Consider the following 16,930-nt stretch of genomic DNA (forward strand, 5'->3'; position numbering starts at 1 on the left):
CTCCCTAGGGGTCGGCCTCTTTTTTATCTCAGGATTCAGACTATGCTATTTTAGCCATGAAGGTCACGATTGCTTGTATTGATTGAGTTCTCGCCAACCCATCCAAGAACACTTTTCTCCAGAGGCTAGGCTAGTGATGGCCAGCGGGGATATTTGTGAGGTGGTTCGTCAGGTGCCGGATGAGGCGATGACGCTCATCTTTACGTCGCCACCCTACAACCTCGGCAAGGCCTACGAAACGCCGGTGGCGATCGAGGACTATCTCCAAAGCCAAAGCGCAGTGATTGCTGAGCTGTATCGAGTGCTGCGACCAGAGGGAAGTCTGTGCTGGCAAGTGGGGAATTTTGTTCAAAGGGGAGAGGTTTATCCCTTGGATATTTTGTTTTATCCCCTCTTCAAGCGATTGGGTTTGAAGCTGCGCAATCGCATCATTTGGAAATTTGGCCATGGTCTCCATGCCACAAAGCGCTTTTCTGGCCGCTATGAAACGATCCTCTGGTTCACCAAGTCAGATGAGTACATCTTTAATTTGGATGCGGTGCGCATTCCAGCCAAATATCCGGGGAAACGTCACTTCAAAGGCCCGAATAAGGGCAAACCCTCGGGTAATCCCTTGGGCAAAAATCCATCGGATGTCTGGGAAGTGGTTGTTCAGGATTGGCAAGAACTGGTGTGGGATATTCCCAATGTCAAGTCCAATCATCCCGAAAAAACGCTGCATCCCTGCCAATTTCCCATTGAGTTGGTGGAGCGGTGCGTTCTTGCCCTCAGCCATGAGGGGGATTGGGTGTTTGACCCCTATATGGGGGTGGGATCATCGCTCTTGGCTGCCCTAATGCACAATCGGCGAGCGATGGGCTGTGAGAAGGAACCCGCTTATGTCAACATTGCTCGCCAACGGATTCAGGCCTATGAAAATGGCACCCTGCCTTACCGTCCCCTTGGCAGACCGGTGTACAGCCCCACCGGACAGGAGAAAATAGTGCAAATTCCTGAAGAGTGGCAACAGTGAATTGGCGATCGCTCGATGAGCTGGTACGCATTCAATCCAAGTGGGTGACCTTGATTGCCGAAAAGTGGCTGACGGACACGGGTGAAACCCTAGAATACTGGCGGGTAGAAAAGGCGGACTCTGTAATTGTCCTGCCACTGCAAGGGGACGATTTAATCTGCCTGCCGCCAACTTTTCGCGTGGGCGTGCAGCGAGCTACGGTGGATTTTCCTGGTGGGCGAGTGCTCCCCAATCAAACCCCTAGGGCAATGGTGCCGCAAATTTTGAGGCGGGAATTGGGGATTACCTCCGATGCGATTCAAGCCATCACCCCCATCTGTGAGCAGCCTTGGCTGGTCAATAGTGCCTTCTCTAATCAAAAAGTGTGGGGCTTCGTGGCTGAACTCGCCCTAGGAGCAAGGGTACCTCAAGCTGGGGGCAAGTTTCGGCTAGGGAGTCCGGACATCTCACGGCTTCTTGGGCAGTTGGAGTGCTTGCAATGTCGTGCTGTTCTCTTAGAATGGCTGTATCAGTGCCGACCGGTCTAGGCGATCGCTCGCTTCAGATGATTTTCCAAGGTTTTAGTGGGCAGGCCACTCTGGAGATGCTGCCACGGTAAGACCGTCTCCTCTGGCCAATTGGCATTAACATAGGCTTCAAAGTCGGGCAACTGTCCCTGCCGTTCCTTAAAAGCACGGCGATAACTGCCTAAGGAGGTGCCATAGTGGCGCACCTGCTCTAAAAGGGGAGCAAGCCGGCGATCGCCCCGCGAAATCAAGGCTTGAATCAACGAGTCATTATAGGATTCAGGGCGAAACTCAATCCCCAATTTGGCCAATTCTTTTTTCAAAAACTTGAGGCGTTTTTCGGCCACCGGTTGTACGCCCCACCACTGAAAGGGGGTGTGGGCTTTGGGAACAAAGGTACTACAGCCAAGGGTGAGCCGCAGTCGCGGCGCTGTTTTTTTCAATTGGCAAAAGAGATCCACTGTGGCTGCCACATCGGCATCGGTTTCTGTGGGCAGTCCCACCATGCCATAAAACTTCAGCCCCTTGAGGCCACCGGCTTGGGCATGGCTCGCAGCAGCCAGGATCTCCTCAGTCTCAAGCTTTTTGTTGATCACTTGCCGCAGGCGCTCAGACCCCGTTTCGATGGCGATCGTTAGGGATTGACTACCCCGTTGACTCAACAGTTGGGCAAGGGATTCGGTCACCGTATTGGTGCGCACCGAAGCTAAACTCACCCGCACATGATCAAATTGCGGCTGACCTAGATGCTCAATCAAGGCAGGAAATTCGGGGTGTTGGGTAATCGAGGCCCCTAAAAGCCCTAGGCGATCAGTAACGGCCAGCCCCCGCTCAATGGCAGGAATCAGCGTTTCTAGGCTCGGTGTGCGAAAAGGCAATGTCAAATAACTGGCCAAGCAAAAGCGGCATAGCTCGGGGCAACTGCGCACCACCTCCACCATGTAGATGTTTTCCCAAGCGGCGAGGGGGGTAACCACCGTGGAGGCCGCAAGGGTATGACCGCGGTGGACTTGTTTAGTGACTGTCGGCGGTACACTGGCCTTGATGGGTTCAATTCTTTGAATTGGACCGGTGGGATGGCTGTAGCTGACGTGGTACAGACTAGGAACATAAATACCAGGCACGTGGGCAAGGGCTTCCAACCGTTGCGATCGCGCAGCAGTGCGCACCTGCGCCATTGTCGTTAGAAAGGGATCTAAGAGAGGTTCGGCGTCCCCCAACAAAATCACATCGAAAAAATCGGCAAAGGGCTCGGGATTTGCCGTCAGCACCGGGCCACCGCCAAAGACCAAGGGATGGCAATCGTGGCGATCGCGCTGCCAAATGGGAATGCCCAACTGCTCCAAGAGGACCAGTAAATTGCCGTAGTCCAACTCCCACGAGAAGGAAAAACCCACCAACTCTGGATCCCGAGGCAGTGGCTCCTGCACATCGGTAAAGAGGCGACTCACCGCCACATCGGCACGGCTGGCCAGTTGTGCCCACACCAGTTGATACCCCAAGCTGGTAATGCCAACGCTGTAGGTATTGGGAAAGCCATAGATAACCCGCAGCGCCTCTGGCCGGGGGCGCGATCGCTCAAAGAGAAGGGTTTCAGCAGCAAAGGGGGAGTTCACCTAGGTTTCCGTTGACTTACGGCGGCTAGTGTTTGCGGTCTGGGTGGCCGTCTTTTTACTGGTTCTTTTGATTGTCGATTTGGGTTTTGGGGCAGTGGCCGTTGCGCTGCGGCGGGTTTTCTTGGGTGCTTTTTCCGCCAACAGGAGCAGGGCTTGCTCAAGGGTCATTGTCTCTGGTGTCACCCCCTCCGGCAGGGAGGCATTTACCTTACCGTGGTTGACATAGGGGCCATAGGGGCCGTCGAAGATCTGTACCAGTTTTCCATCCTCGGGGTGAGTCCCTACCACCGCAAGCACCTGTTTTTTGGCCCGAGCGCGACTCGATTTCGGTGTTGCCAGCAGCTCTAGGGCACGCTCTAGGGTAATCGTATACACATCATCCTCCCCCTTGAGGGAACGATAGTCTTTTTCACCCTCGGGATCGTGGACAATGTAGGGGCCAAAGCGACCTTGATTGGCTTGAATCAGTTTGCCAGTTTCGGGATGCACCCCCAATGTCCGCGGCAGTGATAACAGAGTAATCGCCAAGTCTAGGGTGACTTCATCGGGACTCACTCCCTTGGGTAGGGACGCTCGTTTGGGTTTTGGATTGGCCTCTGTGGCTTCCCCCAACTGCACATAGGGACCAAAGCGCCCCGTCAGCAGAAAAATCGGTTCTCCCGTTTCAGGATGGACCCCCAGCTTGTCAGGACCCTCCAGTTTTTGGCGAATTAATTGCTCCACCTGTTCACGGGTGAGACTACCTGGGGTGGCGTCCTGGGGCAAGGAGGCCTTAATGGGCTCACTACCATTGCCATTTTGATAGACTACAAAGGGACCAAAGCGACCCACCACCACTTCAGCGTTCAGTTCTGGCAAAGCGATCGCCCGTGCTTCAGTTGCCTCAATTGTCCGCTCCCGCTCTTTGACCTGCTGCTCAAGGCCATTTTCACCCAGATAGAAGGATTCAAGGTAAGGCTGCCACTGCACCTCCCCTGTGGAAATATCATCCAGGGTTTGCTCCATCCGCGCCGTAAAGTTAATATCCACCAAGTCGGGGAAGTATTTCTCTAGCAGCGCCGTAACCGCAAAGGCAGTAAACGTAGGTTCAAGGGCATTGCCTCGCCGAATGGCATACTCGCGGTCTTGGATCGTGCTAATGATTGTGGCATAGGTGCTGGGGCGCCCAATACCGGCTTGCTCAAGGGCTTTAACAAGGCTGGCTTCGGTGTAGCGCGGCGGCGGCTGGGTTTCGTGACGCACACTTTCAAGGGCTTGGCAGCGGAGAATATCCCCCACTTGCATCACCGGCAGCATCACCTCTTGGCTTTCGAGGGCGGCATCGGGATCATCGGAACCTTCCACATAGGCACGGAAAAACCCTGGAAAATCAATGCGTTTACCGTGGGCACGGAAGAGGGCATCCCCAGCCGTAATCGACACCGTTAGTAGAGTTACACGGGCATCAGCCATCTGGGAGGCCACCGTACGCTTCCAGATCAGTTCGTAGAGTTCCAGTTCCCGATCCCTAAGGCCGGTTTCTTGGGGGGTGCGAAACTGGCTACCCGCAGGGCGAATCGCTTCGTGGGCTTCTTGGGCCCCCTTGGTTTTGGTGGTGTACTGACGCGGCTGGGGTGACAAAAAGGCTTTGCCATACATGGCTTCCACACAACTGCGGGCGGCAGCGATCGCCTGATCCGACAGATGGACCGAGTCCGTACGCATATAGGTGATGTAGCCCTCTTCGTAGAGCTTTTGGGCAATGCGCATCGTCTCCTGGGCCGAGAGGTGCAGTTTGCGGTTAGCCTCCTGTTGCAGGGTCGAGGTGGTAAAGGGGGGAGCGGGTTTGCGGGTTTGTTGGCGCTCCTCTTGTTCGGTGACCGTCCAGGTTTCCGTTAGCAGGCGATCGCGCAGGGCGTTGGCGGCTGCCTCATCCAAGAGCAAGACAGCATCAGGATTACGTAGCTGTCCTGTAGTGGGATCAAAATCATTGCCTGTGGCCAAGCGCTGACCACCCACACTCACCAAACGCGCTGGAAAGAGGGTTCCCCTTTGATCTAAGGTGGCCTTGAGATCCCAAAATTGCCCCTTACGGAAGGCCAACCGCTCTCGCTCCCGTTGAACCAATAGGCGCACTGCAACCGACTGCACCCGCCCCGCTGACAGATGGGGGGCAATTTTCCGCCACAGCAGGGGGGACAGGGTATAGCCCACCAGGCGATCGAGGATACGCCGCGTTTCTTGAGCACGCACCAATTGTTGATTGACATCGCGGCAATTGTGCAGCGCCTCTTGGATGGCTTCCTCAGTAATTTCATGGAAGACCATCCGCCGCACCGGCACCTTTGGCTCCAACAGTTGCAGCAAGTGCCAACTAATGCTTTCCCCTTCCCGGTCTTCATCGGTCGCGAGCAGGAGTTCATCGGCGGTTTTGAGGGCAGCTTTCAATTCTTTGATAACTTTTTGCTTCTCTTTAGGAACAATGTAGAGGGGTTCAAAGCCAGCAGCGACATTCACCCCTAGGGTTGCCCACTCTTCCCCCCTGAATTCGGGGGGCACATCAGCGGCACTGCGGGGCAGATCACGGACATGCCCCATCGAGGCTTCAACGCGATAGTCCGGCGGCAGAAATTTGCGAATGGTACGGGCTTTTGCTGGGGATTCGACGATGACAAGGGTGGACATAGCGGATGCTGCGGGATGGGTTTTTCGGCACTCTCAAGTTTAGCGATCGATCATCGAATTGTGTTCTCCCACCGTATCATGGGCACCAAGGAGAAACTTCCTTTATTGATAACCCTAACCTAACCAATGGGCGATGGGGAGAGTTTGTTTAGTCAGCATAACGGTTTTTAGGAAGCAGCGATGCCTGAGCGGGGGGCAGCCCCAGAAATGGTGATCCCAACACGCTACCTCAACAAATATTTTGGCGATCGCCAGATCCACTTCACCGTTGCTCGGCAAGAGGTGGTCCCCTGATTGGCCCCAGTGGCTCTAGCAAAACACCTTGCTCAGCGGCTTGAATGGGTGAGAGACGTACCCATCGGGGGAGATTCTCATGCTCAGCCATTACTTGCCACTAGTGCCGACCCGGCAACAACTGCGGGTGATTCGTCGAGATGTCGGCATATCCCCACAGGACGGTGTTGCAAAACATTAATTGAAGCGCCGATCCTTGTGCGTAAACTCCCCCGCTGCCTGGCTATCGAAATGGCTGCAAGTTTATTTATTAGCGAAAGCGGGATGGCTGGATAAACGGGATGCTTACCCAACCTCACTCTCTGGTGGTCAACAACAACGGGTGGCGATCGCCCGCGCCTTGGCCATGCAACCGGAGATTCTTTTTTTTGACCAACCCACCTTCGTCCTTGGTCCGGAACTGGTGGGGGATGTCCTAGCCGTGATGCGACCATTGGCCGCAGAGGCAATGACTATGGCGGTGCTCACCCACGAAGTGCAATTTGCCCGCGAAGCGTCCTGCCGCGTGGTCTTTCTCGCCGATGGTCAAATTATTGAGGAAGGATCGCCCCAGGAACTGTGTTATGGTCTGCAACAGGAGCGAACCCGCCTCTTTTTAGAGCCTGTGCTAGTCAGGCCCTAACCCTTGTAGGCCTTGATGCATTTTTCGACAAGGGGCTGCACGGCATCCACATCCTGCCAGCCAAGAATTTCAGTGACTTTCTTTTGCAGATTCTTGTAGGTGCGGAAGAACTCAGCAATTTCTTCGAGACGGTGGGGAGCAATGTCCTTGAGGGATTTCACCTCAGCATAGCGAGGATCATCAACAGGCACGCAGAGAATTTTTTCGTCGCGATCGCCACTGTCAATCATCTCCAGCATGCCAATGGGACGGGCAGGAATGACACACCCCGGAAATGTTGGCTCATCCATCATCACTAGGCCGTCCAGGGGATCGCCATCATCGGCCAAAGTATTGGGAATAAAGCCATAATCATAAGGGTAGACCACCGCCGAATAGAGGACGCGATCGAGGGCAAAGACCTTCATTTCCTTGTCAAACTCATATTTATTGCGGCTGCCCCCGGCAATTTCCACCAAGACATTGACAACACCTGGCTTGGGTTGGGCAGGAATGCGGCTCAGGTCAATACTCATAGCAGGATGTCCAAAGCAACAAGTCTCCATTTAATCGAGATTGGGACATGGAAGCAAGCACCCAGCCCGAAAGCAGTGACAGCTATAGAGACAGCGTGCTTTTACTAGAAGAATTTACCAGAAGCAGTGGCCACAGACCCCAAAGGTCAAAGAAAAGGAACATAAGGCCATAGCGATGCAGTAGCAGACTGAAGTCTAACTGACTTTTGAGAATACTCATCAGAAGAATACCACACACCATGGGAAAGGCTTGAACAATAGCACAGTAGAGTATGCAGGAGGGGAGTAAATGTGACTTGGAAACCTTAAAGAGGTGAAGTGAAAGTAAAACAGATGCAAGTAGTGTCAAAAGAATAATTCCAGTACTGGCAAATGGGATAGAAGTATTAATTTCACTCAGTTTATTACCAGCAAAAAAAGGGGGAAATTCGTTTGGTAAAACGAGATAAAATGGCATCACAATAGATATTAAGGTCAGTACAGAAAGAGATAAGTAAGTCAAAGCTACTCGTTTCCCAGAAGAGCGCCAAAAAAGAACAAAGAGTAGCGGTAGCAGCGTCAGAAAATTGCTTCGCGAAGCCAAGGTAATGCCTGTGAAAATACTAGTACTAAATTTTGCGATAAACGAATTAGAGGATAGAGCTTTCGTTTGTAAAAAAATCGCTGTTAGAATATAGATACTGTTTGCAATTAGATCACCTCCTGAAATATACTCATATTGAAATGCAGGTGATAAAACTGCTAGGAACATCAACATAAGAATAGCTGAAATATGACTTTTTAGATATACTGACGTTAAAAGAAGAAATATCGCTAGCCAAAATAGATTTTGATAGGCACTGTTTCCCAACAGGATAAACGGTGAAGCGAGTAGAATACTCCCAGGGAGTGGCGTTATCTTTCCTCCGAGGTGAGTCACTGCAAAATAGGGGTACCGTCCCTGTACGAATTCCCAGAAAGCAATGTTTAATGCTTCATCGCGATCGCTGCCACGGCCTAGAACGCCTGACGTTTCTAGGGGGTAGACAAACGCAAAACAGGCAATACCAAAAATAATAATAAAAGCAAGTATGGTTAAATAAAATTTAGAAACAAAAGAAAAAATCTTGGCTCTAAACTTTAGCAGTAATCGCACAACTAAAGTAACAATGAGCATGTAGATTAAAATCCCCATTAAGCTAAAGAATTTTTGAATCAGTGCCATTGATGGCAAGGAAAAAAGCAATATAAAACCAAACCGGTATACCAATTTGGAGTAATTTCCAATCATAAAGCTCAACTCAAGACTAGTTACTTTATAAAGCTGTTAAAACATAAACCTTAAGCTTGATTTTACTTTTCATGAGGTCGCGTCATGGTGCTGCTCCTGCCGCCCACTCTACATAGTCACGAACATCTTCCAGGCAGCAACTTCCCTGGGGATTGTTCACCTCGCACCCACAGCGCCCCGCCTGGATGTGGGCAGTAATGGCAGCGATCGCTAAAGGCTGCTCCTGCTGGCCCAGATGTTGCTGTAGGCGCTGCCGTGTCCAGCCAAAACAGTAACAAACTGGAACCTCTTCACGTGGATTTTTTTGAAATACGGGCACTTTAAGATCGTCAGTTGTAAAGGTGTCTTCCGCTGTTGCAAAATAGACGATCGGGCAATCAGGACTGCTGCAAAATCGATAGGACGCCTGAGAATTGAGCCGCTCTAATGCTTGGGGGATTAAGAGGCTCTTCAAAGTAATCAGCTTGACAGGCTTGCCCTGGCTTTGATCCTGGGGACAGTGCTGGGGAGGGCGATCGCGCGGCATCTCCATAGGAGAATCGCCTTCAGTCGGTTCAGGGTAACCACAGCAATCCATAAATGTTCTTCCTAATAAGGCTGTCAATGGGGCCTAGAAGAATGCCCCATAGATCATTCCTGAAATCGTCGCCATTACGACTACCAGTGACACAAACACTACGGTCTTTTTCGTTCCCATAATCGTGCGAATTACCAACATATTTGGCAATGATAAGGCTGGCCCTGCTAGTAATAGGGCTAACGCAGGCCCCTGCCCCATGCCACTGCCAATTAAGCCTTGCAGAATCGGAACTTCGGTTAGCGTGGCAAAGTACATAAATGCACCCGCAAATGCCGCCACAAAGTTTGATAACAACGAGTTACCGCCCACGGTGCGTGTGACCCATTCTGAGGGGATTAAGGCTTCATGCCCTGGACGACCGAGCAACGCGCCTGCAACAATCACCCCTAACAGCAACAGGGGCAAAATTTGTTTGGCAAAATCCCAGGAGGACTCAAACCATTCCCCGGCTTCACCCTTATGGGTACTGGTCAGCCAGGATAGCCCGATCACACCTGCTCCAAAGGCCACCATTGGCTGATTGGAAAACTGGAACGCCAGAACGGCAGTCACCACCGCGATTAAAATGACCTTGCCTGCATTCAGTTCAAACCAGGCAACGAGAATGGCTGCCAGGGCGATCCCTAATAATCCCGTAATCCACCACTTAAGTGCATAGATTCCCGCCCAGATGCCTACCATTTCAGCGGGTTTGGCCCAGTTTGCAAAGACCAGAATTCCTACCATCACGGCAAAAAATAGGGCATTTTGCCACAGCGGACGGGTAACTTCAGGTTCTGGGAAACTCGCCTGGGCTTCAATTTTTTCCAGTTCTTCTTTCCGGAAAATAAATGCCATCAGCAACCCAATAATCACGCTAAAGGCGATCGCACCCACGGCCCTAGCAACGCCCAACTGCAAGCCCAGAATCCGCGCTGTCATGATAATCGCCAGCACATTAATCGCCGGACCGGAATAGAGAAAGGCGGTGGCAGGTCCCAAGCCTGCGCCCATGCGATAGATGCCGGCAAATAGCGGTAGAACCGTACAGGAACAGACGGCGAGAATCGTCCCGGAGACGGAAGCCACGCCATAGGCCAAAACCTTGTTAGCTTTGGCTCCCAGGTATTTCATCACCGCATCCTGGGAAATGAAAACGGCGATCGCTCCGGCAATAAAGAAAGCCGGAATCAGGCAAAGCAAAACGTGTTCCTGAGCGTACCAACGCACTAGATACAGCGATTCAAAAAAAGCATTTCTCAGCCGTTCTGAGTTTTGAATCAGTTCTACCGGGAGGTAAAAGCACAGGAGAAAACCCGCCACAATCCACAGTAGGGGTTTCCATTCCGATTTCCAAAAGTGCATCAGCGACCCTCCTATCCGAACTATCGGGGAGTTGTAAAGTAAATAAAATTGATTCTTGCTGAATGAGCGATCGCTAAGCCGGTAAAAGTGGCTCAATGTCCTTTGCTTCTAGCACTTTGCCCTGGCTCAGCACCTTGCCATCAACAACCAATGCAGGCGTTTTCATGACACCGCGCTTCACAATTTCCATTGTGTCAGTAATGTGGACCACCTCAGCTTGTAGCTGGCGATTTGCGATCGCTTCCTTGGCATTGGCCTCTAACTGCTGACATTTCTTACAACCTGTTCCCAAAATCTCAACTTTGAGTGTCATGGTTGAGTTCCTCCTGATGAAGTGATGGGTGATGGAATAGCTCTGCCGGCGTTGCCAATGGGTGTTGTTGAAACACCACACACTGTTGCCCTGTCTGGGGTTGTTCTAAACCGCGCTGACATTGATTTAGAAGTGGTGTAAGCTGCGCTCTTAGGGTTTGCAGTTTGCTGATGGTCTCGTCGATGTGCTGAATCTTCTTGAGGAGGCGATCGTACACCTCTTGGCAAGAAAGCCGCTGCCGATCTTGCAACATCAGCAATTCCTTAATGTCATCTAGACTGAGCCCCAGCGCCTTGGCTTGGGTAATGAAAGATAACCGCTCCAGATCGGGTTGCCCGTAGAGACGATAGCCTGCTGGGCTGCGCCTGGGACTGGGCATCAATCCAATCCGCTCATAGAAATAGAGGGTTTGGGGATTGAGTCCCAAACGACGCGCGACTTCACCGACCTGAAACATTGTGCTGGCTCCGTTACGCTCTCGTGTCTCCATGCTACAGCTTATACCTAGGTATAAGGTCAAGGGGTGAGGACAGAGGATAGAGGACTACGAGGACGATCTGGAAGTCTTAACAGGAAAGGCCGGGGAGGTTTTTACCCTCCTCTTTCTCCTTCCACCTCTGCGCTCAATGTTGTTGCTCAAGGTTGCTTCACTGCTTAATATTGGCTTGGGCATTGAGATTGCCCTGGGCATTGCGCCGCTCCATGGCCGGTTTAATCCGCCGTAGGGCCGATGCGGGTAACCGCCGCTCCCATTCAGCCTCCGAGAGGGTGGCCAATTCAGTCAAGGGGGGGGCTATGTGCCACGGGTAGGGCTGGACGTTCACCACAAGCGACTGTATCGCAATGGTTTGTGCAATCGGCAAGATTCTCACAGCGACCGCAGGGCAGCCTGATGTTGCTGACACGAGGTGGCGTCAGTGCTTTAAGCCACTCCTCTAAGCCATTTATTAAAGCAAGTAAAGTCAGGAATTGCCGTGTTCGCCTTTAGCGTCTCCACGATGCCCCTCCCATGCCAATCCTCTAGCAAAAGCCGTGGGCTTAGTGTTCTAGTCTCACCAAACTCCCTAGATTGATCCGTCGGGTCACTTTCCGCTAAGGTTTTGGGAAGTCCCTTGTCAGCTTTGCCCTATGTCTTTCAAGCGGTTGGTGCTTGCCGCCCTCAGTGTCGTGGTGGCTGCCCTAATTACGTTGTCTTTACTGGGTAGCTATTGGGAGCCTCAAACCCAAGGGCAAATCAACCTGTTTCAAACTAATTTGTCGCTGCAAGCCCGCGAATGGCAGGGGCTAGGGGATGCTGACATCCGCGATCGCTTCCTTGGCGATCTGCAAGGGGCGATCAAAGCCTATGAAAGGGTGCTGAAGACCCCCACACCGCAAAACCAACTGCTGCGTCTACACTTGGGAGTGCTCTATGCTGAAGCTGGGCAGGGCGATCGCGCCCTGAAAACATGGCAATTCCTGATCCAAGAGGCTCAAGGGGCAACCCGCAGTACAGCAGAAGTCCTCCTCGGTCTGTGGTCAGAGCCACCGCAACTGCTCCCAGAGGCAGAACCATTGATTAAACAGACTCTCCAAGGCTGGTTTCGCGATCGCGCCCTCGAACGCCTCTATGAACTGCAACAGCGCTCCGATGCCCTGATGGCCTTGGCCAGGGCAGCACAAAACCGCGCCCAAGGGGCCTTCTATCGTCTTGCCCTCCTTGGCACCACTCCGCTGCTAGGCAGTTTGATTGGGATTGTTCTCTGGATTGTCTGGATCTATCAACACCTGCGCCGCCGCCACCAAGGGAATCCTCTCCCCTCCCCCACCCCGGTGATCTGGGGCTGGGAAACCCTCTGGGAAGGCATGGTAATCTGGTTTGCCCTCTTTTTTGCCATTAGCCTGCTGCTGATGCCCTTGGTGCGCGCCCTGATCAGTTGGGGGCTGCCGCTGCGTTCCGCTATGGCTCAAACCCTCTATGCATTGGCCAGCTACAGCCTCATCATGGGAGCAGGCTTGGGCTGGCTCTGGTATTTTCTGCGTCCCTTTGGCAAGCGCCCTTGGCAGTGGTTATGCTGGCAGGGAGGGTTAAGAGGGGCGCTGCGTTGGGGGGTAGGTGGCTATTTTGCGGCGCTTCCCCTAGTGCTGTTGAGTTCATTGGCCAGTCAAGCCCTCCTCAAAAATCAAGGGGGGGGAAACCCGTTGCTGGAGATTATTTTGCAGAGCCGTGACTATCCAACCTTTGCTCTGCTCTATGTCATGGTGGCACTGATGGCACCCTTCTTTGAGGAGATTCTTTTTCGGGGCTTTTTCTTTCGTTCTGTGCAATCCTATCTCCCCCTCGGCTCAGCCATGGGTCTCACTGGCGTGTTGTTTGCGACTGCCCACCTCAACTTAGCCGACCTCTTGCCCCTGACGGTTTTGGGAACAGTGCTCAGCTACATCTACTGGCAATCGCAAAACATTGGTGCGGCAATGATTCTCCACAGTCTCTGGAACAGTGGCTCCTTTTTGGGCTTGCTCCTATTGAGCGGGGGGGCGAAAGCGGGGTTCTAACTGCTGCACCAACCACTGGCGGGGCACTAACCGCCCGGCAAGGGCAAGGAAGCGATTGGCGGGCTGACCGGGAATGACCGTTGCCACATCGGTTTGCAAGGCAGCAAGGGTTTCGGCAACGACCTGTTCCGGCGTATCCTGCTGGGCAATGAGAGCAGGGTTGCGGGTCATATCGGCGCGCTCAAAGAAGTTGGTGGCAGTGGGTCCGGGACAGACGGCCAAGACGCGAATCCCCAAGGGTTTGACTTCTGCCCAGAGGGCTTCGCTAAAGTGGCGGACAAAGGCTTTACTGGCAGCATAGACAGCAAGGTAGGGAAGGGGCTGAAAGGCGGCAATGGAGCTGACATTAATGATGGTTCCTTGACGGCGGGGGCGCATTTCCTGGAGCACGAGATGGGTGAGCTCCACTAAGGCGGTGATATTTACTTGGAGCATGGCCGTCAATTGCTGGCGATCGCGATCGCCAAAGGCCCCATAATCGCCAAAGCCAGCATTATTGACCAGCACATCCACCGCTAATCCCAAGGATTGAATCTGTTCATAGAGGCGGCCGGCTGCACCGGGTTCACTCAGATCTTGGGGAAGACACACCACCGATACCTTTTGGCTGAGGCGCGTCTTCAGTGCCTCTAGGGTGTCGAGGGAACGTCCCGTCAGGATCAAATGGTGCTGGCGATCGGCAAAGGCTTGGGCAAAGGCCTGCCCCAATCCCCCCGTTGCCCCCGTAATCAGTACCGTTGTCATAATTGTTACGAAAGGTAAAGATCGCTATCTTAAGAGTAATACACCTTGCAGGAAGGGACTGGGCAAAATGACCTCGACGCTCTCAGCCACGGCAGCTTTTCCCACCGCAGACTGGACTTGGCGCGGCCATCGCATTCGCTACAGCGTCAATGGCAGTGGTGCCCCAGTAGTCTTGGTTCATGGATTTGGTGCCTCCATTGGTCACTGGCGCAAAAATATCCCCGCCCTTACTGCCGCAGGCTACCGTGTCTATGCCCTTGATTTACTGGGCTTTGGTGCATCGGCAAAGCCAGATTTAGCCTACAGCTTGGATCTGTGGGCAGAGCTACTGGCGGATTTTGGGCAAGCCCATGTTGGGGAACCGGTGGTTTGGGTAGGCAACTCCATTGGGGGTCTGTTGTGTTTGATGATGGCCGCGCGCTATGGCCACACCTGCCGTGGGGTCAGTGTTCTCAACTGTGCCGGCGGACTCAACCACCGTCCCAATGAACTCAACTGGACACAGAGTCTATTTACAGCGATTTTTCGGGCGTTGGTGGCCTCCCCGATCATTGGTCATCTCATTTTCCATCAGATTCGACAGCCAGAGCGCATCCGCAAAACCCTAACCCAAGTCTATGCCAATCCCGAAGCCATTACCGATGAATTGGTGGAGCTGCTGCATCGACCGGCGATGGATGCGGGTGCGAAGGAGGTCTTTGCCCGCGTCATTTCGGCACCCCCTGGACCCAAAATTGTTGATTTGCTGCCCCACATTCAAGTGCCAATTCTAGTGCTGTGGGGGGAAGTGGATCCTTGGACACCAGTGTCGGGAACAAAGCACTTTGAGGCTCACCAGGAACGTTTACCCATTCGCATTGAACGGCTCCCCCATACCGGCCACTGTCCCCATGATGATCGCCCCGAACTTGTCAACCCGATCTTAATTGAGTGGCTGCAACAGTTAACTCAAGGCTAGCTCAGTCACTTCAACAAAGCCCCAAGCGCATTCAGACCGGCTGATAGGTGCGGCAGCAGGAGGCGATCGCCCACCATGGCAGCACACAGCAGCATCATATAGAGGATCGAGAATTTAAAGAGACGGCGGGCGCGTTCCCTTTCCGCTGGGGCTTGGGTCAACTGCCAAGCGCGGTAAATAAACCAACTGCCAAGGGCGATCGCCACCACACCATAGCCCCAACTCACCACACCACAGGGATAAACTAACAGCAGACTGGTGGGCACCAGTGCCAAGGTGTAGAGGAAAATTTGCTGTGCCGTCACGCGATCGCCACCCACCACAGGCAACATGGGCACCTGCACACGGGCATAGTCCTCTTGAATCAACATCGCCAGCGGCCAAAAATGGGGCGGTGTCCAGACAAAGATCATGCCAAAGAGCACCCAGGCCGCCCAACTCAGTTCCCCCGTCACCGCTGCCCAACCCACCAAGGGGGGAATTGCCCCGGCCGCACCGCCAATCACGATATTTTGCGGCGAAGAGCGCTTCAGCCAGTGGGTATAGACCCCCACATAAACCGCAATTCCAGCCATGGCAAGGCAAGCACTCAGGAGATTGGCAAATGCTGCCAAAAGGCTAAAGGCGGTGATTGCCAGCAGTACCGCCAGAAACACCGCTTCCCAAGGGGCCACCCGACCTGCCGGCAACGGCCGATGGCGCGTTCGCTCCATAACCGCATCAATATCACGGTCATAGAGACAGTTGATGGTATTAGCTGCCGCCGCCGCACAGGTACCGCTCCCAAGGGTGATGAGTAGCAATTGGGGAGACACCCGACCTTGGCCGGCCACCTCCATTGCTGCTGCAGTGGTAATCAAAAAGAGCAGGATTAACCGTGGTTTTGTGAGCTGGACATAGTCCACCAATTTTGTCGAGAGATCCCCCGTTGAGGAGGAAAGCCTAGCGAGAAATGTCATGCAGACCTCAAAGATGTTGAAGATTCCTGTTTCAGGGAATGGGGTGAGCGATCGCGCCACGCCAAGGCTGAAATAGCCACCAACACGCCCAAGAGGGTGGCGCCAATCATTTGATGGGCAACGGTGAGTGCCGGCACCTGTAGCTTGAGTTGTAGCGTGCTCCACCCCAAGGCCACTTGCAGCGCCACCAACGGCAGGAGCGAGAAACTTAATTGCCGCAACAGGGGAGTCAAGGCTGGGCTGCGCCAGGCCCCGATGACGACTACCAGAACACTCAAGGTGGCTGGGACAACCCCCATCAGATGACTATGGAGCACCCCACACAGGCGATCGCCATAGAGGCACTGATGAACCGCCCACTGCGAAGACACCAAGCCTCCCAACAAACTCTGGCTATAGATACAGAGCAGGGCGACCGGTCCTGCAATCCGCAACCAACGGGGGCTACCCCCACCGCTAACGGGAGCCAAGCCAACGGTGATGGTCGCCAAAAGGCCAAAAAAGAGTAGTCCTGTGCCCAAGTGAGCCGTGACAATTTCAAAGCGCAGCAATTCCGTCACCGTCAACCCCCCCAAAATCCCCTGCACAATCACAAGGCACAGTGCCGCCGCCGCAGCATAGGGAACCCAAGGCGGCAGGGCTGACCGCCAAGCCACGCTCAAGCCAACAAAGGCGATCGCTAGCAGCCCTAAACTGGTGGCGAGCAGGCGGTGAAACCACTCTAGAAAAATCTGCAAGTTCATTTGCGGCACCAGCGTGCCAAAGCACAAGGGCCAATCGGGACAGGCTAAACCGGCATCCATCACCCGTGTGGCACTGCCCACCGCCATCAAAAAGAGGGTAAAGACCGTCATCAGCAACACAAGGCGAAAAATCCACTGGCGACGGACACTTGGATCACTGCCTAGGGTCAAGGGTGAGACATCAAAGGGACCCAGCACGGATTTTTCCTCGACAGCAACAACTCCTTCATGGTAAAGAAGCTAAGGGGGGGATCA

The 16,930-nt window shown here is 53.4% G+C and carries 17 protein-coding genes; 5 read left to right on the forward strand and 12 right to left on the reverse strand.

Annotation, left to right across the window (positions count from 1 at the left end):
• The first annotated feature begins 136 nt into the window (after positions 1–136).
• Both TLL_RS09525 and TLL_RS09530 read left to right on the forward strand, forming a co-directional pair.
• Entirely contained in the window at positions 137–1,012 is an 876-nt protein-coding gene (locus TLL_RS09525; RefSeq protein WP_164921200.1) for a DNA-methyltransferase, read from the forward strand.
• Entirely contained in the window at positions 1,000–1,539 is a 540-nt protein-coding gene (locus TLL_RS09530) for an NUDIX hydrolase (RefSeq protein WP_011057716.1), read from the forward strand. Before TLL_RS09525 ends, TLL_RS09530 begins: the two co-directional genes overlap by 13 nt.
• Here the strand turns inward: TLL_RS09530 and TLL_RS09535 are convergent.
• Complete coding sequence (locus TLL_RS09535) at positions 1,536–3,134, reverse strand: B12-binding domain-containing radical SAM protein (RefSeq protein ID WP_011057717.1); 1,599 nt, start codon at positions 3,132–3,134, stop codon at positions 1,536–1,538. The two genes, TLL_RS09530 and TLL_RS09535, sit on opposite strands and share 4 nt — an antisense overlap.
• Positions 3,135–5,798, reverse strand: coding sequence for a type I DNA topoisomerase (topA, locus tag TLL_RS09540; protein WP_011057718.1), 2,664 nt, complete (start codon positions 5,796–5,798; stop codon positions 3,135–3,137).
• Positions 5,799–6,273: 475 nt separating this feature from the next.
• Between topA and TLL_RS09545 the strand changes: the two genes are divergently transcribed.
• Positions 6,274–6,714: an ATP-binding cassette domain-containing protein gene (locus TLL_RS09545; protein WP_197524105.1), complete on the forward strand. Its 441-nt coding sequence runs from the start codon at positions 6,274–6,276 to the stop codon at positions 6,712–6,714.
• Here the strand turns inward: TLL_RS09545 and TLL_RS09550 are convergent.
• The 7 genes from TLL_RS09550 to TLL_RS09580 all read right to left on the reverse strand — a co-directional run bounded on the left by TLL_RS09550 (position 6,711) and on the right by TLL_RS09580 (position 11,599).
• Positions 6,711–7,223, reverse strand: a complete 513-nt coding sequence (locus TLL_RS09550; protein WP_164921201.1) for an inorganic diphosphatase — start codon at positions 7,221–7,223, stop codon at positions 6,711–6,713. The genes TLL_RS09545 and TLL_RS09550 overlap by 4 nt on opposite strands.
• An 88-nt stretch (positions 7,224–7,311) precedes the next feature.
• On the reverse strand, positions 7,312–8,433 hold the full coding sequence (locus tag TLL_RS09555; protein WP_164920943.1) for a hypothetical protein: 1,122 nt from the start codon (positions 8,431–8,433) through the stop codon (positions 7,312–7,314).
• A gap of 148 nt (positions 8,434–8,581) precedes the next feature.
• Positions 8,582–9,076 carry a putative iron-sulfur cluster-binding metallochaperone gene (locus tag TLL_RS09560; protein WP_011057722.1) on the reverse strand — a complete coding sequence of 165 codons (495 nt, stop codon included), beginning with the start codon at positions 9,074–9,076 and terminating at the stop codon, positions 8,582–8,584.
• 33 nt (positions 9,077–9,109) lie between these two features.
• Positions 9,110–10,423 (reverse strand): permease, encoded by a 1,314-nt coding sequence (locus TLL_RS09565; RefSeq protein WP_011057723.1) that lies wholly within the window; start codon positions 10,421–10,423, stop codon positions 9,110–9,112.
• Positions 10,424–10,496: 73 nt separating this feature from the next.
• Positions 10,497–10,736: a thioredoxin family protein gene (locus tag TLL_RS09570; RefSeq protein ID WP_011057724.1), complete on the reverse strand. Its 240-nt coding sequence runs from the start codon at positions 10,734–10,736 to the stop codon at positions 10,497–10,499.
• Positions 10,720–11,193: a heavy metal-responsive transcriptional regulator gene (locus tag TLL_RS09575; protein WP_164920944.1), complete on the reverse strand. Its 474-nt coding sequence runs from the start codon at positions 11,191–11,193 to the stop codon at positions 10,720–10,722. The genes TLL_RS09570 and TLL_RS09575 overlap by 17 nt, the downstream gene beginning before the upstream one ends.
• Before the next feature lie 190 nt (positions 11,194–11,383).
• Entirely contained in the window at positions 11,384–11,599 is a 216-nt protein-coding gene (locus tag TLL_RS09580; protein ID WP_197524106.1) for a hypothetical protein, read from the reverse strand.
• Between the two features lie 265 nt (positions 11,600–11,864).
• Here TLL_RS09580 and TLL_RS09585 point away from each other — a divergent pair, with 265 nt between their 5' ends.
• Entirely contained in the window at positions 11,865–13,271 is a 1,407-nt protein-coding gene (locus TLL_RS09585) for a type II CAAX endopeptidase family protein (protein WP_011057727.1), read from the forward strand.
• Here the strand turns inward: TLL_RS09585 and TLL_RS09590 are convergent.
• Entirely contained in the window at positions 13,239–14,015 is a 777-nt protein-coding gene (locus TLL_RS09590; RefSeq protein WP_011057728.1) for an SDR family NAD(P)-dependent oxidoreductase, read from the reverse strand. The two genes, TLL_RS09585 and TLL_RS09590, sit on opposite strands and share 33 nt — an antisense overlap.
• A gap of 67 nt (positions 14,016–14,082) precedes the next feature.
• Here TLL_RS09590 and TLL_RS09595 point away from each other — a divergent pair, with 67 nt between their 5' ends.
• Positions 14,083–14,973, forward strand: a complete 891-nt coding sequence (locus TLL_RS09595; protein WP_011057729.1) for an alpha/beta fold hydrolase — start codon at positions 14,083–14,085, stop codon at positions 14,971–14,973.
• Positions 14,974–14,978: 5 nt separating this feature from the next.
• Here TLL_RS09595 and TLL_RS09600 read toward each other — a convergent pair whose 3' ends face one another.
• Complete coding sequence (locus TLL_RS09600; RefSeq protein WP_164920945.1) at positions 14,979–15,932, reverse strand: heme o synthase; 954 nt, start codon at positions 15,930–15,932, stop codon at positions 14,979–14,981.
• Complete coding sequence (locus TLL_RS09605; RefSeq protein ID WP_011057731.1) at positions 15,929–16,873, reverse strand: COX15/CtaA family protein; 945 nt, start codon at positions 16,871–16,873, stop codon at positions 15,929–15,931. The genes TLL_RS09600 and TLL_RS09605 overlap by 4 nt, the downstream gene beginning before the upstream one ends.
• Between the last annotated feature and the right edge of the window lie 57 nt (positions 16,874–16,930).

The sequence above is a fragment of the Thermosynechococcus vestitus BP-1 genome, from assembly GCF_000011345.1.
GTDB lineage: Bacteria > Cyanobacteriota > Cyanobacteriia > Thermosynechococcales > Thermosynechococcaceae > Thermosynechococcus > Thermosynechococcus vestitus.